Source organism: Streptomyces venezuelae (assembly GCF_008642295.1).
GTDB lineage: Bacteria > Actinomycetota > Actinomycetes > Streptomycetales > Streptomycetaceae > Streptomyces > Streptomyces venezuelae_C.
The window spans coordinates 6,288,920-6,310,063 of the sequence record NZ_CP029190.1; the positions used below are offsets into that span (position 1 = coordinate 6,288,920).

General features: G+C 70.4%; 20 protein-coding genes and 1 riboswitch. Of the genes, 15 read left to right on the forward strand and 5 right to left on the reverse strand.

What is annotated here, in order from left to right:
• The first annotated feature begins 124 nt into the window (after nt 1-124).
• From DEJ50_RS28400 to DEJ50_RS28445, 10 genes are all read left to right on the forward strand, one after another.
• Nucleotides 125-712, forward strand: a complete 588-nt coding sequence (locus DEJ50_RS28400) for a CDP-alcohol phosphatidyltransferase family protein (RefSeq protein ID WP_150210925.1) — start codon at nt 125-127, stop codon at nt 710-712.
• Nucleotides 713-733: 21 nt separating this feature from the next.
• The gene (locus DEJ50_RS28405; RefSeq protein ID WP_150210926.1) at nt 734-3,229 is read left to right on the forward strand and encodes a mannose-1-phosphate guanyltransferase; all 2,496 of its coding nucleotides are present in this window, start codon (nt 734-736) and stop codon (nt 3,227-3,229) included.
• Between the two features lie 102 nt (nt 3,230-3,331).
• Nucleotides 3,332-4,234: a DUF881 domain-containing protein gene (locus DEJ50_RS28410; protein ID WP_190344735.1), complete on the forward strand. Its 903-nt coding sequence runs from the start codon at nt 3,332-3,334 to the stop codon at nt 4,232-4,234.
• Nucleotides 4,231-4,563 (forward strand): small basic family protein, encoded by a 333-nt coding sequence (locus DEJ50_RS28415; RefSeq protein WP_150210928.1) that lies wholly within the window; start codon nt 4,231-4,233, stop codon nt 4,561-4,563. Before DEJ50_RS28410 ends, DEJ50_RS28415 begins: the two co-directional genes overlap by 4 nt.
• A 10-nt stretch (nt 4,564-4,573) precedes the next feature.
• Nucleotides 4,574-5,401, forward strand: a complete 828-nt coding sequence (locus DEJ50_RS28420) for a DUF881 domain-containing protein (protein WP_150210929.1) — start codon at nt 4,574-4,576, stop codon at nt 5,399-5,401.
• Between the two features lie 82 nt (nt 5,402-5,483).
• Nucleotides 5,484-6,425 (forward strand): FHA domain-containing protein, encoded by a 942-nt coding sequence (locus DEJ50_RS34860; protein WP_223838180.1) that lies wholly within the window; start codon nt 5,484-5,486, stop codon nt 6,423-6,425.
• Between the two features lie 47 nt (nt 6,426-6,472).
• Nucleotides 6,473-7,204, forward strand: a complete 732-nt coding sequence (locus DEJ50_RS28430; protein ID WP_190344737.1) for a MerR family transcriptional regulator — start codon at nt 6,473-6,475, stop codon at nt 7,202-7,204.
• Nucleotides 7,205-7,257: 53 nt separating this feature from the next.
• Nucleotides 7,258-7,731: a bifunctional nuclease family protein gene (locus tag DEJ50_RS28435; RefSeq protein WP_150210931.1), complete on the forward strand. Its 474-nt coding sequence runs from the start codon at nt 7,258-7,260 to the stop codon at nt 7,729-7,731.
• A 159-nt stretch (nt 7,732-7,890) separates the two neighbouring features.
• Complete coding sequence (locus tag DEJ50_RS28440) at nt 7,891-8,541, forward strand: MerR family transcriptional regulator (RefSeq protein WP_150210932.1); 651 nt, start codon at nt 7,891-7,893, stop codon at nt 8,539-8,541.
• A 54-nt stretch (nt 8,542-8,595) separates the two neighbouring features.
• Nucleotides 8,596-10,017, forward strand: a complete 1,422-nt coding sequence (locus DEJ50_RS28445) for a DNA polymerase IV (RefSeq protein WP_150210933.1) — start codon at nt 8,596-8,598, stop codon at nt 10,015-10,017.
• On the opposite strand, the gene DEJ50_RS28450 is transcribed toward DEJ50_RS28445, so the two are convergent.
• Nucleotides 10,014-10,388 carry a PRC-barrel domain-containing protein gene (locus DEJ50_RS28450; RefSeq protein WP_190344739.1) on the reverse strand — a complete coding sequence of 125 codons (375 nt, stop codon included), beginning with the start codon at nt 10,386-10,388 and terminating at the stop codon, nt 10,014-10,016. The genes DEJ50_RS28445 and DEJ50_RS28450 overlap by 4 nt on opposite strands.
• Before the next feature lie 122 nt (nt 10,389-10,510).
• Nucleotides 10,511-10,609: riboswitch (glycine riboswitch) on the forward strand.
• A 195-nt stretch (nt 10,610-10,804) separates the two neighbouring features.
• Here DEJ50_RS28450 and gcvP point away from each other — a divergent pair.
• Nucleotides 10,805-13,690: an aminomethyl-transferring glycine dehydrogenase gene (gene gcvP, locus DEJ50_RS28455; protein WP_150210935.1), complete on the forward strand. Its 2,886-nt coding sequence runs from the start codon at nt 10,805-10,807 to the stop codon at nt 13,688-13,690.
• 99 nt (nt 13,691-13,789) lie between these two features.
• Here the strand turns inward: gcvP and DEJ50_RS28460 are convergent, their stop codons facing one another.
• Both DEJ50_RS28460 and DEJ50_RS28465 read right to left on the reverse strand, forming a co-directional pair.
• Nucleotides 13,790-13,996: a DUF5999 family protein gene (locus DEJ50_RS28460; RefSeq protein WP_150210936.1), complete on the reverse strand. Its 207-nt coding sequence runs from the start codon at nt 13,994-13,996 to the stop codon at nt 13,790-13,792.
• 254 nt (nt 13,997-14,250) lie between these two features.
• Nucleotides 14,251-14,850 (reverse strand): hypothetical protein, encoded by a 600-nt coding sequence (locus DEJ50_RS28465; protein ID WP_150210937.1) that lies wholly within the window; start codon nt 14,848-14,850, stop codon nt 14,251-14,253.
• Nucleotides 14,851-15,374: 524 nt separating this feature from the next.
• Here DEJ50_RS28465 and DEJ50_RS28470 point away from each other — a divergent pair.
• A complete protein-coding gene (locus DEJ50_RS28470; RefSeq protein ID WP_150210938.1) occupies nt 15,375-16,883 on the forward strand; it encodes a glutamate-cysteine ligase family protein in 1,509 nt (502 codons plus the stop codon).
• A 99-nt stretch (nt 16,884-16,982) separates the two neighbouring features.
• The gene (locus tag DEJ50_RS28475; protein ID WP_223837937.1) at nt 16,983-17,777 is read left to right on the forward strand and encodes a CPBP family intramembrane glutamic endopeptidase; all 795 of its coding nucleotides are present in this window, start codon (nt 16,983-16,985) and stop codon (nt 17,775-17,777) included.
• 40 nt (nt 17,778-17,817) lie between these two features.
• On the opposite strand, the gene DEJ50_RS28480 is transcribed toward DEJ50_RS28475, so the two are convergent.
• The gene (locus tag DEJ50_RS28480; RefSeq protein WP_150210939.1) at nt 17,818-18,648 is read right to left on the reverse strand and encodes a PhzF family phenazine biosynthesis protein; all 831 of its coding nucleotides are present in this window, start codon (nt 18,646-18,648) and stop codon (nt 17,818-17,820) included.
• A 173-nt stretch (nt 18,649-18,821) separates the two neighbouring features.
• On the opposite strand from DEJ50_RS28480, the gene DEJ50_RS28485 reads away from it, so the two are divergent.
• Complete coding sequence (locus DEJ50_RS28485; protein ID WP_150210940.1) at nt 18,822-19,412, forward strand: PadR family transcriptional regulator; 591 nt, start codon at nt 18,822-18,824, stop codon at nt 19,410-19,412.
• A 64-nt stretch (nt 19,413-19,476) separates the two neighbouring features.
• Here the strand turns inward: DEJ50_RS28485 and DEJ50_RS28490 are convergent, their stop codons facing one another.
• Nucleotides 19,477-19,905 carry an SRPBCC family protein gene (locus DEJ50_RS28490; protein ID WP_150210941.1) on the reverse strand — a complete coding sequence of 143 codons (429 nt, stop codon included), beginning with the start codon at nt 19,903-19,905 and terminating at the stop codon, nt 19,477-19,479.
• A 148-nt stretch (nt 19,906-20,053) separates the two neighbouring features.
• Between DEJ50_RS28490 and DEJ50_RS28495 the strand changes: the two genes are divergently transcribed.
• Entirely contained in the window at nt 20,054-21,010 is a 957-nt protein-coding gene (locus tag DEJ50_RS28495) for an EamA family transporter (protein WP_150210942.1), read from the forward strand.
• The last annotated feature ends 134 nt before the right edge of the window (nt 21,011-21,144 follow it).

Consider the following 21,144-nt stretch of genomic DNA (forward strand, 5'->3'; position numbering starts at 1 on the left):
GTGGGAAAGCCCCGCACCGATCGTAAAGATCCGGTGCGGGGCTTTTCTGCGTTCAGGGCACACCTGTTCTCCTGTAGGGTCAGGAGGCATCGTTCGCACGTTCAACAGCAGTGGAGGCCCCCGGGTGGAGGTCCAGGAGACTCGGGTTCAGACGGACCGAATTTTCACCATTCCGAACATCCTGAGCATGGCGCGCCTCGCCGGCGTTCCCCTGTTCCTCTGGCTGATCCTGGCGGAGCACGACGGTTGGGCCCTGCTCGTGCTCATGCTGAGCGGCGTCAGTGACTACCTCGATGGAAAGCTCGCGAGGAAGTGGAACCAGATCAGCAACCTCGGCCGGCTGCTCGACCCGGCCGCGGACCGGCTGTACATCCTGTCCACGCTCTTCGGGCTCACCTGGCGTGAGATCCTGCCGCTCTGGCTGACCGCGGCACTTCTGGCACGCGAAGTCATGCTGGCCGTCATGGTGCTGATCCTGCGTCGGCACGGCTATCCGCCGCCGCAGGTGAACTTCCTCGGCAAGGCGGCAACGTTCAACCTGATGTACGCCTTCCCGTTGCTTCTCCTCAGTGACGGCTCCGGATGGCTCCCCTGGCTTGCATCTGTTTTCGGATGGGCGTTCGCTGGATGGGGTACAACCCTCTACTGGTGGGCAGGAATCCTTTACGTGGTTCAGGTCCGTCGGCTCGTGAAGGCGGACACCGCCGATTGAGCCAAGGAGGACTCTTCCGACATGAAGGCCGTCGTGATGGCCGGTGGCGAGGGCACGCGTCTTCGCCCCATGACCTCGAGCATGCCCAAACCGCTCCTGCCGGTGGCCAACCGGCCGATCATGGAGCACGTACTCAGGCTGCTCAAGAGGCATGGGCTCAGCGAGACCGTGGTCACCGTTCAGTTCCTGGCATCCCTCGTACGGAACTACTTCGGTGATGGCGAAGAGCTCGGGATGGAGCTCACGTACGCCAATGAGGAGAAGCCACTCGGCACCGCCGGCAGCGTGAAGAATGCCGAGGCGGCCCTGAAGGACGACGCTTTCGTCGTGATTTCCGGCGACGCCCTCACCGACTTCGACCTCACCGACCTCATCAACTTCCACAAGGAGAAGGGCGCCCTGGTCACGGTCTGCCTGACCCGGGTTCCGAATCCGCTCGAGTTCGGCATCACCATCGTGGACGAAGAGGGCAAGGTCGAGCGGTTCCTGGAGAAGCCGACCTGGGGGCAGGTGTTCTCGGACACCGTCAACACCGGCATCTACGTCATGGAGCCCGAGGTCTTCAACTACGTCGACCCCGACGTGTCGGTCGACTGGTCGAGCGATGTCTTCCCGCAGCTGATGAAGGAAGGCCGGCCCATCTACGGCTATGTCGCAGAGGGCTACTGGGAGGACGTCGGCACCCACGAGAGCTACGTCAAGGCACAGGCCGACGTGCTCGAGGGCAAGGTCCAGGTCGAGATGGACGGCTTCGAGATCTCGCCCGGGGTGTGGGTGGCGGAGGGGGCCGAAGTGAGCCCGGACGCCGTGCTGCGCGGGCCGCTCTACATCGGCGACTACGCCAAGGTCGAGGCCGGGGTCGAGATCCGCGAGCACACGGTCGTCGGATCGAACGTGGTCGTCAAGAGCGGGGCCTTCCTGCACAAGGCCGTCGTCCACGACAACGTGTACATCGGGCCGCACAGCAACCTGCGCGGCTGCGTCATCGGCAAGAACACCGACATCATGCGGTCCGCCCGGATCGAGGACGGTGCCGTCATCGGTGACGAGTGCCTGGTCGGTGAGGAATCGATCGTTCAGGGGAACGTGCGGGTCTACCCCTTCAAGACCATCGAGGCCGGTGCCTTCGTCAACACCTCCGTGATCTGGGAGTCCCGCGGCCAGGCGCACCTGTTCGGAGCGCGTGGTGTGACCGGCATCCTCAACGTGGAGATCACCCCCGAGCTGGCGGTCCGGCTGGCCGGCGCGTACGCGACCACGCTGAAGAAGGGCGCGACCGTCACCACGGCCCGCGACCACTCCCGCGGTGCGCGGGCCCTGAAGCGAGCCATGATCTCGGCGCTGCAGGCCAGTGCCATCGACGTACGCGACCTGGAGAACGTACCGCTGCCGGTGGCGCGGCAGCAGACCGCGCGGGGCAGTGCCGGCGGGATCATGATCCGGACCTCGCCGGGTGTGCCGGACTCCGTGGACATCATGTTCCTCGACGAGCGCGGGGCGGACCTGTCGCAGGCGCAGCAGCGGAAGCTGGACCGGGTGTACGCGCGACAGGAGTACCGGCGGGCGTTCCCCGGGGAGATCGGGGACCTGCAGTTCCCGTCCAGCGTGTTCGATTCGTATACGGGTTCGCTGCTGCGGCGGGTGGACACCACCGGCATCGCGGATTCCGGCCTGAAGGTGGTCGTGGACGCCTCCAACGGCAGCGCCGGGCTGGTGCTGCCGAGCCTGCTGGGACGGCTCGGGGTGGATGCCCTGACCATCAACCCGGGTCTGGACGAGTCGCGGCCGACCGAGACCGCGGAGACGCGGCGGTCCCGGCTGGTGCGGCTGGGGGAGATCGTGGCCTCGGCGCGGGCGGCGTTCGGCGTGCGCTTCGACCCGGTGGGCGAGCGGATCTCGCTGGTCGACGAGCGCGGGCGGATCATCGAGGACGACCGGGCGCTGCTGGTGCTGCTGGACCTGGTCGCGGCCGAGCGGCGCAGCGGCCGGGTGGCGCTGCCCGTGACCACGACCCGGATCGCCGAGCAGGTGGCCGCGTACCACGGCACCCAGGTGGAGTGGACGACGACCTCTCCGGACGATCTGACCCGGGTGGGGAGGGCCGAGAACACGATCTTCGGTGGTGACGGCCGCGGCGGGTTCATCGTGCCCGAGTTCAGCAGTGTCTTCGACGGTTCCGCGGCCTTCGTGCGGTTGATCGGCCTGGTGGCGCGTACCCAGCTCACCCTGAGCCAGATCGATGCCCGGATACCGCGGGCGCATGTCCTCAGGCGGGATGTGCCGACCCCGTGGGCGGTCAAGGGGCTGGTCATGCGGCGGGTGGTGGAGGCGGCCGGAGAGCGGCACGTGGACACCACCGACGGGGTGCGGGTGGTCGAGGCGGACGGGCGCTGGGCGCTGGTCCTGCCGGATCCCGCGGAGGCCGTCACCCACCTGTGGGCCGAGGGCCCCGACGACGCGTCCGCGCAGGAGCTCCTGGAGGAGTGGGCGGGCGTGGTGGACGGCGCCGGCCACTGAGCCGGCCGGGAAGTCCGGGAGGCCGGGGCGGGCGCGGGCCCGCTCCGGCCTCCCGGCCTCCCGGATGACCGCATTCGGTACTGCCGCCCGGGCCGTGCGACGATGTGCGGCATGTCGCAGCCGCCCAAGAACCGGACGTCGGCCCCGCCGCCGGCCCGCCCGGACGCGTCCATGTCGCTGCTGACGCATGTGATGGACCACAGCCTCGACGAGGGCTATGCGGAAGCGTCCGCCCGGCGCGCGGCGGAGGGTACGAGCGGTCTGCCGCGCAGCCTCAAGGCCAAGCTGGGGCTCGCCGCAGGACTGGTGCTGGCCGCCATGGTGGTCACGCTCGGCGCCGCCGAGGCCAGGGTCAGCGCGCCGGTACTGGCCAAGGAGCGGCAGGAGCTGATCAACCGGGTCGATGCGGCCGACGGGCACGCCAACGACCTGGAGAAGGACATCGACACCCTCCGCGAGGACGTCGCGGAGCGCCAGCGGGCCGCGCTGCGGCAGCACGGCGGTGACCAGGGCCAGCTCGTGGCGCTGCTGTCCGGGGCGACGGAGGTCCGCGGCCCCGGGATCAAGCTGTTCGTGGACGATGCCAAGGGGGCCACGGCGGAGGGTGGCGGGCCCCGGGAGAACAGCGGATTCTCGGACACCGGGCGGCTGCGGGACCGGGATATGCAGCGGATCGTGAACGGGCTGTGGCAGTCCGGGGCCGAGGCGGTGTCGATCAACGGACAGCGGCTGACGGCACTCTCGGCGATCCGGGCCGCGGGTGACGCGATACTGGTCGACAACAGGCCGCTGGTGCCGCCGTACGAGGTCCTCGCGGTGGGGGACAAGGACAAGCTGGGCACCGCCTTCCAGGACAGTGCGGACGGGCAGTACCTGCACGTGCTGCAGGAGAGCTACGGGATCCGGTCCACCCTGTCCGCGGAGGACGAGGTGCGCCTGCCGGCCGCGTCCAGCCTGACCGTACGTACAGCCACAGCAGTAGAGCCGAAGAAGGGTGCATCGTGATCGCGGTACTGGGCCTGATGGTCGGAGTGGTGGTCGGACTGCTGGTCCGGCCCGAAGTGCCGGCCGTCGTCGAGCCGTATCTGCCGATCGCCGTCGTGGCCGCGCTGGACGCGGTGTTCGGCGGCCTGCGCGCCATGCTCGACGGCATCTTCGTGGACAAGGTGTTCGTGGTCTCCTTCCTGTCCAATGTGGTGGTCGCGGCGCTGATCGTCTTCCTCGGTGACAAGCTGGGGGTGGGCGCGCAGCTGTCCACGGGTGTGGTCGTCGTCCTCGGCATCCGCATCTTCTCCAACGCGGCGGCCATCCGCCGGCACGTGTTCCGGGCCTGAGGGAAGACCGATGAGTACGAACGACACGCCCCCCGAGACGACACCCGAGCCGGAGCGCCCCGAGCGGTCGGCGCAGGCCGGGCAGGCCCCGGCGCCGGCCGGGCAGGCGGGGCAGGCGGGGGAGACCGGGCGGCAGCGGCTGCTGGCCGGGCTGTGGCCGCCGCGGGTCAGCCGGGCCCAACTGATCGTGGCGCTGCTGCTCTTCGTCCTGGGGCTGGGACTGGCCATCCAGGTGCGGTCCAACGACTCCGGGGCGCTGCGTGGTGCCCGCCAGGAGGACCTGGTCCGGATCCTGGACGAGCTCGACGGGCGGACCAAGCGCCTGGAGGACGAGAAGCAGCGGCTGGAGGATCAGCGCAGGGAGCTGGAGAGCAGCTCCAACCAGGCTGCGGAGGCGCGCAGGCAGACCGTGGAGAAGGAGCGCCAACTGGGCATCCTGGCGGGTACGGTGGCAGCTCAGGGGCAGGGCATCACGCTGAAGGTCTCCGACCCCAAGGGCCTGGTGCAGTCGGACATGCTGCTGGACGCCATCCAGGAGCTGCGGGCGGCGGGCGCCGAGGCGATCCAGGTCAACGGTGTGCGCGTGGTGGCGGGCTCGTACTTCTCGGACGAGAGCGACGGTGTCAGTGTCGACGGTAAGAAGATCACACAGCCTTATGAGTTCAAGGTCATCGGCAAGCCCCAGGATCTGGAACCGGCGCTGAACATTCCGGGCGGTGTCATCCAGACGCTGGAGAAGGAGCAGGCCACGGCCTCTGTCGTACGCTCGACCAAGATCGTCGTTGATGCCTTGCGGGCAGCGAAGCAGCCTGACTACGCTCGGTCGTCATCGTCGTGACGCGTGGCGGAGGGTGGAGCCTCCCACGTGGGCGGAAGCCTGCGGGGGGTCGACGCACAGAAGTCGCGGTGCGTGGTGGAAACTGTCTGGTGGTTACGGACGTTGTGAGAATGTCCGGGTCGGCAGGTGTGTGCATTCGGAGTTCGTCCTGCCCCACGGGCGGGTCTGTTTCGGTCAAGGGGAATCGCCCGTGAAGTTGTTTGAGAAGTTGTTCGGCAAGAAGAACCGTGAAGAAGGCGGTGCGAAGCACCGCGCTGGGCACGGCGACGTGGAGGGTCAGGGCGACCGGCCGCTCTTCCGGGACGAGGTGTCCGGCCCGGGTGACAATTCGGGTGTACCGGGCGCGTCGGCTGTTGACCCTGCCGCTACGGGCCGCATAGGTTTCGGTGATCCGTCAACCTCAAGTGCGGGTGGAGGGTTTGACTCCGACCCGTATGCCACCAATGCCTCCGCGGGGCAGCCGCGGCGCGAGGAGCCGTCCATGTCGGCCGAGCAGGTTTGCAGCAGGTGTGGGCACCGCGCGGGTGCGGCCAGCCGATTCTGCTCGAACTGCGGGGCGCCGCTGCGGGCGGGTCTGACGCCGGAGCGTGCCTCGGAGACCACGTCCACCATCTCGATCTCGGGCCTCGAGGCCTATGAGGCCGAGGTGTCCGGACAGCAGCACGTGTCCTCCTCGCTGTCCCCCGAGGCCCAGGCCGCGGTGGAGGCGCTCCCGCCGGGCTCCGCACTGCTCATCGTGCGGCGCGGTCCGAACTCGGGCAGCCGCTTCCTGCTGGACGGCGAGCTGACCACGGCGGGCCGGCACCCTCAGAGCGACATCTTCCTGGACGACGTCACGGTGTCCCGGCGGCATGTCGAGTTCCGCAGGAGCCAGGACGGCGGCTTCACCGTCGCCGACGTCGGCAGCCTCAACGGCACGTACGTGAACCGGAACCCGATCGACTCCATCGCCCTGAACAGCGGCGACGAGGTGCAGATCGGCAAGTACCGGTTGGTCTTCTACGCGAGCCAGCGGGGCATCTGACGCTCCCCGGACGCCGTCCGAGGGGCACCCACCCCCAGGGAAGGTCCATGCTGCGTACACCGACGGGCGGTGCCGGACACGGCACCGCCGACTCGGCAGGGCGGCTGGTGAGCATCGGCACGGTGCTCACCCTGCTGCGCGACGAGTTCCCCGATGTCACCATCTCCAAGATCCGTTTCCTGGAAGCGGAAGGACTCGTCGAGCCCCGGCGCACTCCTTCCGGATATCGCAAGTTCAGCGCCGAGGACGTCGACCGGCTGGCGCGGATCCTGCGGTTGCAGCGCGACCACTACCTCCCGCTCAAGGTCATCCGGGAGCAGCTGGACGGGGTGGCTCCGGGGGAGCCGATCCGCATCCCCGCGCCCTCCCCGCACTCCGACGCCGTTCCCGAGGCACCGGAGCGGCCCAGTGCGGCCCGCGTCGGCCGGGAGGAGCTCCTGGCCGCCGCCGAGGTGGACGAGGCGCAGCTGGCGGAGTGGGAGTCGTACGGCCTGATTTCGGAGGCCTCGGGCGGCGGTTTCGACGCGGAGTCGGTGACCGTGGCCCGGCTGGTGGCGGATCTGGGCCGGTTCGGGCTGGAGCCGCGGCATCTGCGGGCGATGAAGGCGGCGGCCGACCGTGAGGCCGGGCTGGTCGAACAGGTGGTGGCGCCCCTGCGCCGGCACCGGAACCCGCAGACCAGGGCCCATGCCGAGGCGACCATGAAAGAGCTCGCGGGGCTCTCCGTACGCCTGCACGAGGCGCTCGTGCAGACCGCCCTGGGTGTCCGTCTGCGCTGAGGCGGGACGGCCCCGACTACCCAAACCTGTACGGCAGGTCCTAGGGTTGCTGTGTGAACGAGCTCGACGTTGTGGGTGTCCGGGTGGAAATGCCCTCCAACCAACCGATCGTGCTCCTGCGTGAAGTGGGAGGCGACCGGTACCTCCCCATCTGGATCGGTCCTGGGGAGGCGACTGCCATTGCCTTTGCCCAGCAGGGCATGGCCCCTGCCCGTCCGCTGACGCACGACCTCTTCAAGGACGTGCTGGAGGCGATCGGTGAGGAACTCACCGAGGTCCGGATCACGGATCTGCGGGAGGGCGTTTTCTATGCCGAGCTGGTCTTCGCCAGCGGGGTGGAGGTCAGTGCGCGGCCGTCCGACGCCATAGCGCTGGCGCTGCGCACCGGAACGCCGATCTACGGCAGCGACGGGGTGCTGGACGACGCCGGCATCGCCATCCCGGACGAGCAGGAGGACGAGGTGGAGAAGTTCCGCGAGTTCCTCGACCAGATCTCCCCCGAGGACTTCGGCACCAGCAATCAGTAGCTGCCGTTCCGCCCCATTCGAGTAGCCTTTCCCCGCATTGGGGCACGGGAAACCACTCTCAGGGTGATTATCACTCGGCGTGCCGAGTGTGGCGATCGTTGACGCACCCCTGGTGACTGCCTACCGTCGAGATGGCAGGTCAAGGACGGAGGGTCGGGCGTGAGAGTCACGGGCGACGGTACGACCGGGGGCACCCCCGCACGGAGTGAGAGCGGGCCGTACCCGCTGCACGGTGGTGCGGTGGGCTCCGCGCGCCGCTCCCCGGAATCCGCGCCGGCACCGGTCACACCGGTGGGCGGGGGCAGTGAGCCGGAACCCGACCGGATCGGCTACCGGGGGCCGACCGCGTGCGCCGCGGCCGGGATCACCTACCGGCAGCTCGACTACTGGGCGCGCACCGGGCTGGTGGAGCCGAGCGTGCGCCCCGCCCACGGCTCCGGCACCCAGCGGCTGTACAGCTTCCGGGACGTGGTCGTCCTGAAGATCGTCAAGCGTTTCCTGGACACCGGGGTGGCGCTGCAGAACATCCGGACCGCCGTCCAGCACCTGCGCGACCGCGGATTCGCGGACCTGGACCGGCTGACGCTGATGAGCGACGGCGCCACCGTGTACGAGTGCACCTCGCCGGACCAGGTCGTGGACCTGCTGCAGGGCGGGCAGGGCGTCTTCGGCATCGCCGTCGGGGTGGTGTGGCGGGACGTGGAGAACGTGCTGTCGCAGCTGCACGGGGAGCGGGTGGACACCGGGGAGACCCTGATCGGCCACAACCCGGCGGACGAGCTGGCGGCCCGCCGCAACCGGGCGGTATAGCCGCTTCCCCTCGCCCCCACCCCGCTGTCAGTGGCATGGGGGAGCATCAGCAGTGTGAGAGCCGCTCCGACGATCCTGCACCTGGACATGGACGCCTTCTACGCCTCGGCGGAGCAGGCGGCCAAGCCGAGCCTGCGCGGCAAGCCGGTCATCGTCGGCGGGCTCGGGCCGCGCGGGGTGGTGGCCACCGCCTCGTACGAGGCCCGGCGGTTCGGGGTGCATTCGGCGATGCCGACGGCCCAGGCCCGGCGGCTGTGCCCCAACGGCGCGTATGTGATTCCGCGCTTCACCCTGTACCGCGCGGTCAGCGACCAGGTCATGGCGCTGCTGCGGGAGCTGTCGCCCCTGGTCGAGCCGCTCAGCCTGGACGAGGCCTTCGTGGACCTGGAGGCGGGCGGCACCGCCTGGGACTCGGCCTCGGCGCGGGCGGTCGGCGAGCGGTTGCGGGCCGATATCCGCGCGGTTACCGGCCTCAGCGGCTCGGTGGGGCTGGCCGGGTCGAAGATGCTGGCCAAGGTGGCCTCGGAGGAGGCCAAGCCAGACGGGCTGCTGCTGATCGAGCCGGGAACGGAGCGGGCGCTGCTGGCGCCGATGTCCGTGCGGACGCTGCCCGGCGTGGGCCCGGCGACCGGGGAGCACCTGCGGCGGGCCGGGATCGGCACGGTGGGGGAACTGGCCGAGGCCGGCGAGGACGAGCTGGTGCGCATGCTGGGCCGGTCGCACGGGGTGGCGCTGTACCGGATGGCCCTGGGTCTGGACGACCGGGCCGTGGTCGCCGAGCGGGACGCCAAATCGGTCTCGGTCGAGGACACCTTCGACGTGGACATCCACGACCGGATCCGGATCCGGTTCGAGGTCCAGCGGCTGGCGGACCGGTGCGTGCAGCGGCTCCGCGCCTCGGGGCACTCGGGCCGCACCATCGTGCTCAAGGTGCGGCGGTACGACTTCTCGACCCTGACCCGGTCGGAGACACTCCGCGGGCCGACGGACGACCCGGCGGTGGTCCGGGAGGCGGCGGCCCGGCTGCTGGAGGGGGTGGACACCACGGGCGGGGTACGGCTGCTGGGGGTGGGCGTTTCCGGGCTGGCGGACTACACGCAGGAGGACCTTTTCGCGCAGTCGCTGGCCACTGAGCCGGACGGGGCCCCCGAGGCGCCCGGGGGCGCCGAGGAGCCCGCCGTGCCGGCGCCGCCGGGCGTGGAGCCCGAGGCGCCCCCGGAGCGGCACTGGGCGGCGGGCAGCGACGTACGGCATGCCCTGTACGGCCCGGGCTGGGTGCAGGGCAGCGGGGTGGGCCGGGTGACCGTGCGCTTCGAGCAGCCGTGGTCGCCGCCGGGCCGGGTGCGGACCTTCCGGGTCGACGATCCGGAGCTGGAGCCCTCGGACCCGCTGCCACTGCGCGAGCGGGCGGATCCGGGCCCTGTGACGGACCTGACACAGGACCTGACACAGGGCCCGGAACCGCGGAAGAGCTAGATCGGCTGCCCCTCGTCCCCCGCCAGCCGGCCGAAGTCGCGCTGGAAATCGCTGGGGAGGGCGGTGTCCAGACCGTAGTGGTGGTACAGCTGGAGCTCCTGTTCGGGGGAGAGGTGGCGGCCCACTCCGAAGTCCGGGGCGTCCTTGATCAAAGAGCGCTCGAAAGGCACCCGCAGCGTGTCGTTCACCAGCTCACTGGGCTCCAGCGGGACAAACGCGTCCCGGCTGAACAGGCCCGTGCGCACGGCCGCCCACTCCGGGATCCCGGTGGCATCGTCGAGATAGACCTCGTCAACGGTGCCGATCTTGACCCCGTTGCGGTCGAACGCCTTGCGGCCGATCAGGCTGCGCGGATCAATGTCGGTCTGCACGGTCCCTCCAAAAGGTCGCAACTCCTCCGTAAGCACAACGAAAGTGCATATCCGCAGAGGGGGCCACTCGAGGGAGGGCCGGAAGGGCCGGGAACTGCGCTGGTAGGCTGGGTGATGGCTGTTGACCCTGTGCGGGAGAGTCCTCCGAGTGAGCGTGACGGAGGCGCCGAAGGAGCAAATCCTCCCCGGAATCTCTCAGGCAGACGTACCGCACGGACGAGGCCACTCTGGAAAGCAGGGCTGGGCGTCGGAACCGCAGTGCCGGCACTCTCCCTCACCGACGGTGAAAGCCGTGCTCCACGGGAGACCCCCAGGAGGACCGGCGAAGCTCTCAGGTTGAGATGACAGAGGGGGAGGCCGTCCGGGCACCCCTCGTGGTGCCCAAGCAGGTCGTGCAGACCAGGAGGCCTCCGTACATGACCGCCAACCGCATTCCGCTCTCCCAGCTGGAGCGTGGCATCCCCTTCGAGCAGCGTCACATCGGCCCGGATGCCGAGGCGCAGGCGAAGATGCTCGCCCAGGTCGGCTACGGCTCCCTCGACGAGCTGACCGCTGCCGCGGTGCCGGACGTCATCAAGAGCGCCGAAGCCCTGAACCTGCCGTCGGCGCGGACCGAGGCCGAGGTGCTGGCCGAGCTGCGTCTGCTTGCCGACCGCAACCAGGTCCTTTCCTCGATGATCGGCCTCGGCTACTACGGGACCTTCACCCCGCCGGTCATCCTGCGCAATGTCATGGAGAACCCGGCCTGGTACACGGCCTACACCCCGTACCAGCCGGAGATCTCGCAGGGCCGCCTCGAGGCGCTGCTGAACTTCCAGACCGTGGTCGCCGACCTCACGGGTCTCCCCACCTCCGGCGCCTCCCTGCTCGACGAGGGCACCGCGGCTGCCGAGGCGATGACCCTGGCCCGCCGGGTGGGCAAGGTCAAGGGCGGGGTCTTCCTCGTCGACGCCGACACCCTGCCCCAGACCATCGCCGTGATCGAGACCCGTGCCGAGCCCCTCGGCATCGAGGTCGTCGTCACGGACCTCTCCGAGGGCATCCCGGCCGAGATCGCCGAGCGCGGCGTCTTCGGCGTCGTGCTCCAGTACCCGGGTGCCTCCGGTGCCGTCCGGGACATCAAGCCGGTCATCGACCAGGCCCACGGCCTCGGCGCGATCGTCACCGTCGCCGCCGACCTGCTGGCCCTGACGCTGCTGACCTCGCCGGGCGCGCTCGGCGCCGACATCGCGGTGGGCACCACCCAGCGCTTCGGTGTCCCGATGGGCTTCGGCGGTCCCCACGCCGGCTACATGGCCGTCCAGGACAAGCACGCCCGCTCGCTGCCCGGCCGCCTGGTCGGCGTCTCCGTCGACGCCGACGGCAACAAGGCCTACCGTCTGGCCCTGCAGACCCGTGAGCAGCACATCCGCCGCGAGAAGGCCACCAGCAACATCTGCACCGCGCAGGTGCTGCTCGCCGTGATGGCCGGCATGTACGCCGTCTACCACGGGCCGGAGGGCCTCAAGACGATCGCCCGCCGTACCCACCGGTACGCCACCGTGCTCGCCGCCGGTCTGACGGCGGGCGGGGTCGAGCTGGTCCACGGCGCGTACTTCGACACCCTTACCGCCCGGGTGCCCGGCAAGGCCGCCGAGGTCGTGGCCGCCGCCCGTGAGGCCGGGGTCAACCTGTACCTGGTGGACGCCGACCACGTCTCGATCGCCTGCGACGAGACCACCACCCGCGCCGACCTGGCCGCCGTCTGGGGCGCCTTCGGAGTCGACGCCGATGTCGAGGCGCTCGACGCGGCCGGCGCCGACGCGCTGCCCGAGGGTCTGCTGCGCACCGACGAGTACCTGACCCACCCGGTCTTCCACCAGCACCGTTCCGAGACCGCGATGCTGCGCTACCTGCGCACGCTCTCGGACAAGGACTACGCGCTGGACCGCGGCATGATCCCGCTGGGCTCCTGCACCATGAAGCTCAACGCGACCACCGAGATGGAGTCGGTGACCTGGCCCGAGTTCGGCCAGCTGCACCCGTTCGCGCCGATCGACCAGGCCCAGGGGTACGCCACGCTCATCAACGAGCTGGAGGAACGTCTCTGCGAGGTCACCGGCTACGACAAGGTTTCGATTCAGCCGAACGCCGGTTCGCAGGGCGAGCTGGCCGGCCTCCTCGCCGTCCGCGCCTACCACCGGGCCAACGGTGACGAGCAGCGCACCGTCTGCCTCATCCCCTCCTCCGCGCACGGCACCAACGCCGCCAGCGCCGTGATGGCCGGCATGAAGGTCGTGGTCGTCAAGACCGCCGACGACGGCGAGGTCGACATCGAGGACCTGCGTGCCAAGATCGAGCAGCACCGCGACGAGCTCTCCGTGCTGATGATCACCTACCCGTCCACCCACGGTGTGTTCGAGGAGCACGTCGCGGACATCTGCGCCCTGGTCCACGAGGCCGGCGGCCAGGTGTACGTCGACGGTGCCAACCTGAACGCCCTCGTCGGTCTGGCCAAGCCGGGCCACTTCGGCGGCGACGTCTCGCACCTGAACCTGCACAAGACCTTCTGCATCCCGCACGGCGGCGGCGGCCCCGGCGTGGGCCCGGTCGGTGTCCGTGCGCACCTGGCGCCGTACCTGCCGAACCACCCGCTGCAGCCGACCGCCGGCCCGGAGACCGGTGTCGGCCCGATCTCGGCCGCGCCCTGGGGCTCGGCCGGCATCCTGCCGATCTCCTGGTCGTACGTACGCCTGATGGGCGGCGAGGGCCTCAAGCGCGCCACCCAGGTCGCGGTGCTCGGCGCCAACTACATCGCCAAGCGCCTGGAGCCCCACTACCCGGTGCTCTACACCGGCCCCGCCGGGCTGGTCGCGCACGAGTGCATCGTCGACCTGCGCCCGCTGGCGAAGGCCACCGGCGTGTCGGTCGACGACATCGCCAAGCGGCTGATCGACTACGGCTTCCACGCCCCGACCATGTCCTTCCCGGTGGCCGGCACGCTGATGATCGAGCCGACCGAGTCCGAGGACCTCACCGAGATCGACCGGTTCTGCGACGCGATGATCGCGATCCGGGCCGAGATCGAGAAGGTCGCTTCCGGCGAGTGGCCGGCCGGTGACAACCCGCTGGCCAACGCCCCGCACACCGCCGCGGCGCTGGGCGGCGAGTGGAACCACCCGTACACCCGCGACGAGGCGGTCTTCCCGGGCGGGGTCGTGGCGGCCGAGAAGTACTGGCCGCCGGTGCGCCGGATCGACGGCGCGTTCGGCGACCGGAACCTGGTCTGCTCCTGCCCGCCGCTGGACGAGTACGACAACTGAGTGAGCCGGTGAACACCGAGGGGCCGGTCCGGGAGGAATCTCCCGGGCCGGCCCCTCGGCCGTTCGGCCCTGCGGCCCTTCGGCCGTCGCGCAGGTCGGTCAGGCCGCCCTCACCACGTGTGCCGCCGCGAGCGGGCGGTGCGGTGCGATGATCCGCCCGTCCGGCAGCAGCTCACCGGTGTCCTCGAAGAACAGGACGCCGTTGCACAGCAGGCTCCACCCCTGTTCCGGGTGGTTGGCCACGGGACGCGCGGCCTCCCGGTCGGCGGAGTCGGCTGATGGGCAGGCAGGCTGGTGCTGGCACATGGATGCGTTCTTTCCCTGCGGTGTGGTCTGTGTGCTGCGGCTCGATGCGTTGTTCATGGCCGCCCCCCGTATCGATCGGTGTGGTCAGGGTCCCAGTGTTCCCCTACGCGCCTGGCTCCGCAGGGATTTCCCGGCAGCTGTCCTCACAGATTGATGACGCATCACTCGTGCGGGCGGTTCAGCCAACTCGCCTGTCACTTCGGGTGGTTCGGATGTGACTCCGCGGGACTAGTCCATCTGGGTCAACCGGGCCATCAGGCCGCGGCCTCCCCCGCCAGGGCGGGCGGGGTCAGCCGGTGGGTGAGCACCGGGAGCAGCTCCGAGACCGGGTGCGGGCGGTACGCGGCGATCCCGGGCGGGGCCGGGGCCAGCGGGATCAGCAGGTCCGCGGCGGCCGGCAGGCCGGCGGCGGGATCCGCTCCGGCCGCCCCGTGCAGCCACAGGGTCAGCATGTACAGCTCCGGTACGGACAGTAGCCGGGGCTGGTAGGCCGGGCCGATGGGACCGAGGGACTCGGCCTGGCGCAGCGCCCGCTCGGTGGCCGCCACATAGGGTCCCTCGAAGAAGTGGGAGAAGGCCCAGCCGTCCGGGGTGAGCCGGGTGTCCGCCGCTGCCACGTACCGGTCGCCGCCGCGGATCAGGAAGCGCCATGCGGTGAGACGCGTGCGCGGTGGCCGGCCTCCCGCGATCACCCGGTCCAGTACGTGGACGGGGAGCGGGAGTTCGGCGGTCATCGGCCCTTGGTGCGCGCGCAGGGTGGGAGTGTGCGCTTCGTGCACGGCGGTGGGTGAGCCGAGTGCCGCGAGGACGCTGCGCAGGGCGGGCGCGGGAGCCGGGGGAATATGCAGCGGCATGGTGGGTCGCCTCTCACTTGGGAGACCGGTGAAACGGGGGCGGGGATGTGCGGAGAGCGCTGTCGCATTCTGGGGCCAGAGGGGGGCTGTGGGGCAATGGCCGCGCGCCAACTCTCTGCCTCGTTTGCGGAGTTTATACGACATGTGTTCACACAGTGTTTCGGCTAGCCGTCCCGCCTATTGCGGACAAGGCGCTTACCGGTCCCGCTGTCATGGCTTTCATGCCGGTCGTACGCAAGGGTTCGGTGCTGACCTCGGAGGTTACCTGACGAGGGCTCGGCTGGAAAGCATCGGTAATGCGTGCGAGGCGTACTTCGGCATGTCCGATCGGAATATTGCACCCGGCCATGTGCCGGATGAATGTGCCCGGATGAATGTGCCGACGCGCCGTGTCGGCCAAACCGGCGCGCGCTCCCCGCCACTCACGCCCCCTCGGAGTTATCGATCACGCGGCTGGGGCATCATCGACCGTACAGCGCGCGCCCGGGTGTCCGGGTGGGGCCCACTCGAGGAGGGACGCTTCGATGGGGGAGAAGGTCGTGGCAGGCGGATTCGACCTGTCCGATCGGCAACGGTATCGGAGGAAGCTCCACGAGTGCCTGGAGGGTCTGGAGCGGCTTCTGGCGGAGAAGAGGTTCGATCGTCCCAAGAATCTCATGGGGCTTGAGATCGAATTGAATCTCGCGGGTCCCGACGGTCTGCCGAGAATGGTGAACGCCCAGGTTCTGGAGCGCATTGCGAGCCCCGATTTCCAGACCGAACTCGGAATGTTCAACCTGGAGCTCAACATACTTCCGCACCGACTCGGCGGCCGGGTATTCGACCAGCTCGCCGAGGAACTCAGCGCCGGTCTCGGCTATGCCCACCGGCAGGCCGCCGAGGTCGATGCCGGAGTCGTCATGATCGGAATTCTGCCGACCATCTCGCAGCAGGACCTGGTGACCGCCAACCTCTCGGCGGTCGACCGGTACTCGCTGCTCAACGAGCAGATCCTGATGCTGCGGGGGGAGGACTTCCACCTCGACATCGACGGGGTGGAGCGGGTCCGGTGGACCGCCGGGTCGATCGTGCCGGAGGCGGCCTGCACCTCGGTGCAACTGCACCTCCAGGTCACCCCGGGCCGCTTCGCGGACGTGTGGAACGCGGCGCAGTGCGTGGCGGCGGTACAGATCGCGGTGGGCGCCAACTCGCCGTTCCTGTTCGGGCGGGAGCTGTGGCGGGAATCCCGGCCGCCGCTGTTCCAGCAGGCCACCGACACCCGGCCGCCCGAGCTCCAGGCCCAGGGGGTGCGTCCGCGCACCTGGTTCGGGGAGCGCTGGGTGGACTCGGCGTACGAGCTGTTCGCGGAGAACGTCCGCTACTTCCCCTCCCTGCTGCCCATCTGCGACGAGGAGGAGCCGCTGCGGGTGCTGGGCGAGGGCGGGGTGCCCAGCCTCCAGGAACTGGTGCTGCACAACGGCACCGTGTACCGCTGGAACCGGCCGGTCTACGGGGTCGCCGACGGGAAGCCGCACCTGCGGGTGGAGAACCGGGTTCTGCCGGCCGGCCCCACGGTCACCGATGTGGTCGCCAACGCCGCCTTCTACTACGGGCTGGTCCGCACCCTCGCCGACGAGAAGAGCCCGGTGTGGAGCCGGCTGCCGTTCGCCGAGGCCGAGGCGAACTTCGACGCGGCCTGCCGGTACGGGATCGACGCCCGGCTGCGCTGGCCGCGGCGGGGCCGCTCCGGCGGGCTGGCGAGCGTACCGGCCGTCCGCCTGGTGCTCGACGAACTGTTGCCGCTGGCCGCTGCGGGGCTGGACGCCTGGGGCATCGAACCCGCCGACCGGGACCACTACCTCGGCATCATCGAGGAACGGTGCCGGCGGCGGGTCAACGGAGCGACCTGGCAGGTGGACACGTACCACCGGGCGCTGGCCGGCGGGCTGGAGCGGGGGCCGGCGCTCGCCGCGACCACGCGGCGGTACAGCGAGCTCATGCACAAGGGGGACCCGGTGCACACCTGGCCGGTGGGGCTGGCCGAATTCCCGTGAGCCCGTGATGCACCGTGCCGTGATCCCCGGCCTCCCCTTTCCCCGCCGGCCAGGCAGTATGGGGAGGTCGGAACGGGATTGCGGGGACGGGAGACGGGCGTGCGGGCGGAACCGGTGCTGGAGGATCTGCGCGAGGACGGGCGGCGGAGCCTGCTGCGCACCGAGACACTGCTCGTGCTCGCCCTGTCGCTGGGGGCGAGCGCGGTCTCGTCCCTGATCAGCTTTATCGGCTCGCTCACGAAGCCGGGCGGCCTGAAGGACCAGGCCGCCACCCTCAACGGCTCCTACGCCCCCGGCCGGCCCTGGCTGGACCTGGCCTGGCAGCTGTTCGGGATCGCCACCGCACTGGTTCCGGTGCTGCTGGTGGCACACCTGCTGACCCGGGAGGGGGCGGGCGGGCTGCGGGCCCTGGGCTTCGACCGCACCCGGCCGGGCTGGGACCTCGGCCGGGGTGCGCTGGTCGCGGCCGGCATCGGCAGCGCCGGGCTGGCCTTCTACCTGGGCGCCAGGGCCTCCGGGTTCAACCTGACGGTGGTGCCGGAGGCGCTGCCCGAGGTGTGGTGGAAGTTCCCTGTCCTGTTCCTCTCCGCCGTACAGAACTCGGTGGTGGAGGAGATCATCGTGCTGGCGTACCTGCTGCGCCGGCTCGACCAGCTGGGCTGGTCGCCGATGTCCGCCCTGCTGGCGAGCTCGCTGTTGCGCGGCTCGTACCACCTCTACCAGGGCATCGGCGGGTTCATCGGCAACGCGGTGATGGGCGCGGTCTTCGTGCTGCTCTACCGCCGGTGGGGGCGGGTCGGTCCGCTGGTGGCCGCCCATGCACTGCTCGACATCGTGGCCTTCGGCGGGTACGCGCTGCTGGCCGGCCGGGTGGACTGGCTGCCCACGGCGTAGGCCGGGCCGCAGGCCGGGCTCTGTGCCTGCCGGCCGGCCCTCAGGCCGTGCCGGGGGCGGTCAGCAGTTCGCCGTCGATGACGGTGACGGCCCGGCCGGTGAGCAGGGTGCGGTCGCCGGCGAGGGTGACCTTCACCAGCCCCTGCCTGGCCCCGCCCTGCAGGCCGGTCAGCTCGGTACGGCCGAGGCGGGCCGCCCAGAACGGGGCCAGGGCGGTGTGGGCGCTGCCGGTGACGGGGTCCTCGTCGATCCCGACCACCGGGAAGAAGCCGCGGGAGACGAAGTCGTAGCCGCGGGCGGGGTCCTCGGCGGGGGCGGTCACGATCAGCCCGCGCTGGGTGAAGCTCCGCAGCCCGGCATGGTCGGGGCGCAGGTCGCGGACGGTCTTCTCGTCCGCGAGCTCGATGAGCAGGTCGCCGATGTGCGGGGAGGTGTCGTGGGCCGAGAGGATCTCCACCCCGCCGAGCGCGGCGGCAACCGCGGCCGGCGGCTCCCACGGGGTCAGTGAGGACGTGGGGAAGTCCATCGTCAGGGTGCCGTCACCGGCCGCCTCGGTGATGAGGATCCCGCACCGGGCGGAGAACCGGACCCGGCCGGTCGCCAGGCCGCTCTGTGCGAGGACGTGTGCGGTGGCCAGGGTGGCGTGGCCGCACATGTCCACCTCGGCGGCAGGGGTGAACCAGCGCAGGGCCCAGTCGGCGTCGCCGCCGGGGGGCAGCGGGTGGGCGAAGGCGGTCTCGGAGAGGTTGACCTCGGCGGCCACCTGCTGGAGCCAGCTGTCCGGCGGGAACTCCCCGTCGAGGAGCAGGACGCCGGCGGGGTTGCCGCCGAAGGGACGGTCGGTGAAGGCATCGACGATTCGGATACGCATGCCCCGACCGTAGGGCGCGCCCTGAGTGATCATCCAAGGCCAATCCGACATGAGTGGCCTCGCCGTTGCCGTCGGCCTGCGCCGGGCGTCTTCGCCGGACATCCTTGTCGAACGAGCTGTCCCGATATATCGTTGAAGCATCGCGAACGATCGACGATGAAAGGAGCGCAGCCATGCGTTCACGTGGACACGGGCACTGTGGGCCCGATCGTCAGGGTGAGTTCGAGGGGCGGCGCGGTGCCTTCGGGCCGTTCGGTCCCGGATGGGGCGGCGGTCCGGGCGGGCCCTTCGGGGGTCGTGGCGGCAGGGGCGGCCCGCATCGGCGGGCCCGGCGCGGTGACGTACGCGCCTCGATCCTGGCGCTGCTCGCCGACCGGCCGATGCACGGCTACGAGATGATCCAGGAGATCGGCGAGCGCAGTGGCGGGGCCTGGAAGCCCAGCCCGGGCTCGGTCTACCCGACCCTGCAGATGCTCGAGGACGAGGGCCTGATCAGCAGCGCGAGCGAGGGCGGCAAGAAGCTGTTCACGCTCACCGAGGCCGGCCGCACCGAAGCGGAGGCGGGTCCGGCGGCGCCCTGGGAAGAGGCCGGGCGCGGTGTCGACTGGGAGGCCATGCACGAGATCCGGACGGCCGGCTTCGGCCTGATGGAGGCGTTCGGGCAGGTCTGGAAGGCCGGCACGCCCGACCAGCGGAAGAAGGCGGTCGCGGTCATCAATGACGCGCGCAAGAAGCTCTACCTGATCCTGGCCGACGAGCACTGACCTCATGGCGCGGCAGGCAGTGCAGCTGTGTTGCTGCACTGCCTGCCGTCGTGGGTCGGGCGGATCAGGTGATCAGGTTCGCCAGCTTGCGCAGCGATTCGTTGAGCGCCGCCGTGGCCGAGTCCTTCAGCTTCCCCGCCATCAGCGAGACGGCGGCGCCGGTGAACTCCCCGTCGATGCGGACCGTGGTCGCCCCGCCGTCGGGGATCAGCGTGTACTTGGTGCCCACCACCACGCCCATCGGGCCCTTGCCCTTGATGGCGAACACCCGCTCCGCCTCCAGCTCCTCGATGGTCCAGGTGACCTCGGCGGGGAAGCCCATCATCTTCATGTTCTCCTCGAAGGTGGACCCGACCGCGAAGGTCTCCGGTCCGCCCTTGGGGAAGCTGGTGTGGGTCATGCTCCACTGGCCGTACGCACCCCAGTCCGTCAGCTGGGACCAGACCTTCGCGGCAGACGCCTCGATGCGTGATTCCGCGGTGACTTCAGCCATGCGACCAGCCCTTCTCGTCGGGTACGTGCGCGGAACGTAGCCCCGGCGGCCGAAACATTCAATACTGACGGCTTGTCAGAAAGTGTGTGACCGTCCCAACAGGCGTCACCGGTGTGACGCTCCTGACGGCGACTGTCATGATGGCCCGATGCAAGCGTCAGGTAAGAACGCCGGACTGGGCCTCGCGCTCGTCTCGGCAGCCGCGTTCGGCGGTTCGGGAGTTGCGGCAAAGCCGCTGATCGAGGCGGGTCTGGACCCGCTGCACATGGTCTGGCTCAGGGTGGCCGGGGCCGCGCTGGTGCTGTCGCCGCTCGCCTGGCGGCACCGCGATCTGGTCCGCCGCAAGCCCGCCCTGCTGGCCGGCTTCGGCCTGATAGCGGTGGCCGGTGTGCAGGCCTTCTACTTCGCCTCCCTGTCCCGTATCCCGGTCGGCGTGGCCCTCCTGCTGGAGTACCTGGGCCCGGCGCTGCTTCTCGGCTACATCCGTTTCGTCCAGCGCAAGCCCGTCACCCGGGCCGCTGCCGCCGGTGCGGCGGTGGCCGTGGTCGGGCTGGCCTGCGTGGTGGAGATCTGGGCGGGGCTGAGCCTGGACCCCCTGGGCGTCGCGCTGGGGCTGGCCGCCGCCTGCTGCCAGGCCTTCTACTTCATCTTCGCCGACCAGGGCGCGGACGGGGACGATGTGCCGGACCCGCTGGGCGTCGCGGCGTACGGGCTGATCATCGGAACCCTGGTGATGACGCTGATCGCCCGGCCCTGGCAGATGGACTGGGAGGTGCTCGGCGGGGACGCCTCGGTGGCGGGTACCGAGGTGCCGGCCCTGGCGCTGCTCGGCTGGGTGGTACTGATCGCGACCGTGCTCGCGTACCTGACCGGGGTGGTCTCGGTGCGCCGGCTCTCGCCGCAGGTCGCCGGGGTGGTGGCCTGCCTGGAGGCGGTCGTCGCCACCGTGCTGGCCTGGGTGCTGCTCGGCGAACACCTCTCCGCGCCGCAGATCCTGGGCGGCGGGCTGGTACTGGGCGGGGCGCTGATCGCGCAGTCCGCCCGGCCTCAGGCGCCGGCCGGGCCCGAAATGGACGCGCTGGACCGGGAAAAGACCGCGGCATAGGGTGTGGACCGTGCATTCGACCGTGCTTCCGCCGCCCGCCGCCTGACGCGGGCGGCTACCGCTGAGAGCGAGACCTCGGCCCGGTGAGTTCCCGGGCCGGTCCGTGCTGCCCGCGAAGCGATGACACAGGCCCT

Coding starts and splice junctions, on each gene's coding strand:
- DEJ50_RS28405 (WP_150210926.1), top strand. CDS start 734: ATGAAGGCCGTCGTGATGGCCGGTGGCGAGGGCACGCGTCTTCGCCCC.
- DEJ50_RS28410 (WP_190344735.1), top strand. CDS start 3,332: ATGTGCGGCATGTCGCAGCCGCCCAAGAACCGGACGTCGGCCCCGCCG.
- DEJ50_RS28420 (WP_150210929.1), top strand. CDS start 4,574: ATGAGTACGAACGACACGCCCCCCGAGACGACACCCGAGCCGGAGCGC.
- DEJ50_RS28430 (WP_190344737.1), top strand. CDS start 6,473: ATGCTGCGTACACCGACGGGCGGTGCCGGACACGGCACCGCCGACTCG.
- gcvP (WP_150210935.1), top strand. CDS start 10,805: ATGACCGCCAACCGCATTCCGCTCTCCCAGCTGGAGCGTGGCATCCCC.
- DEJ50_RS28460 (WP_150210936.1), bottom strand. CDS start 13,996: ATGTGCCAGCACCAGCCTGCCTGCCCATCAGCCGACTCCGCCGACCGG.
- DEJ50_RS28465 (WP_150210937.1), bottom strand. CDS start 14,850: ATGCCGCTGCATATTCCCCCGGCTCCCGCGCCCGCCCTGCGCAGCGTC.
- DEJ50_RS28470 (WP_150210938.1), top strand. CDS start 15,375: ATGGGGGAGAAGGTCGTGGCAGGCGGATTCGACCTGTCCGATCGGCAA.
- DEJ50_RS28480 (WP_150210939.1), bottom strand. CDS start 18,648: ATGCGTATCCGAATCGTCGATGCCTTCACCGACCGTCCCTTCGGCGGC.
- DEJ50_RS28485 (WP_150210940.1), top strand. CDS start 18,822: ATGCGTTCACGTGGACACGGGCACTGTGGGCCCGATCGTCAGGGTGAG.
- DEJ50_RS28490 (WP_150210941.1), bottom strand. CDS start 19,905: ATGGCTGAAGTCACCGCGGAATCACGCATCGAGGCGTCTGCCGCGAAG.
- DEJ50_RS28495 (WP_150210942.1), top strand. CDS start 20,054: ATGCAAGCGTCAGGTAAGAACGCCGGACTGGGCCTCGCGCTCGTCTCG.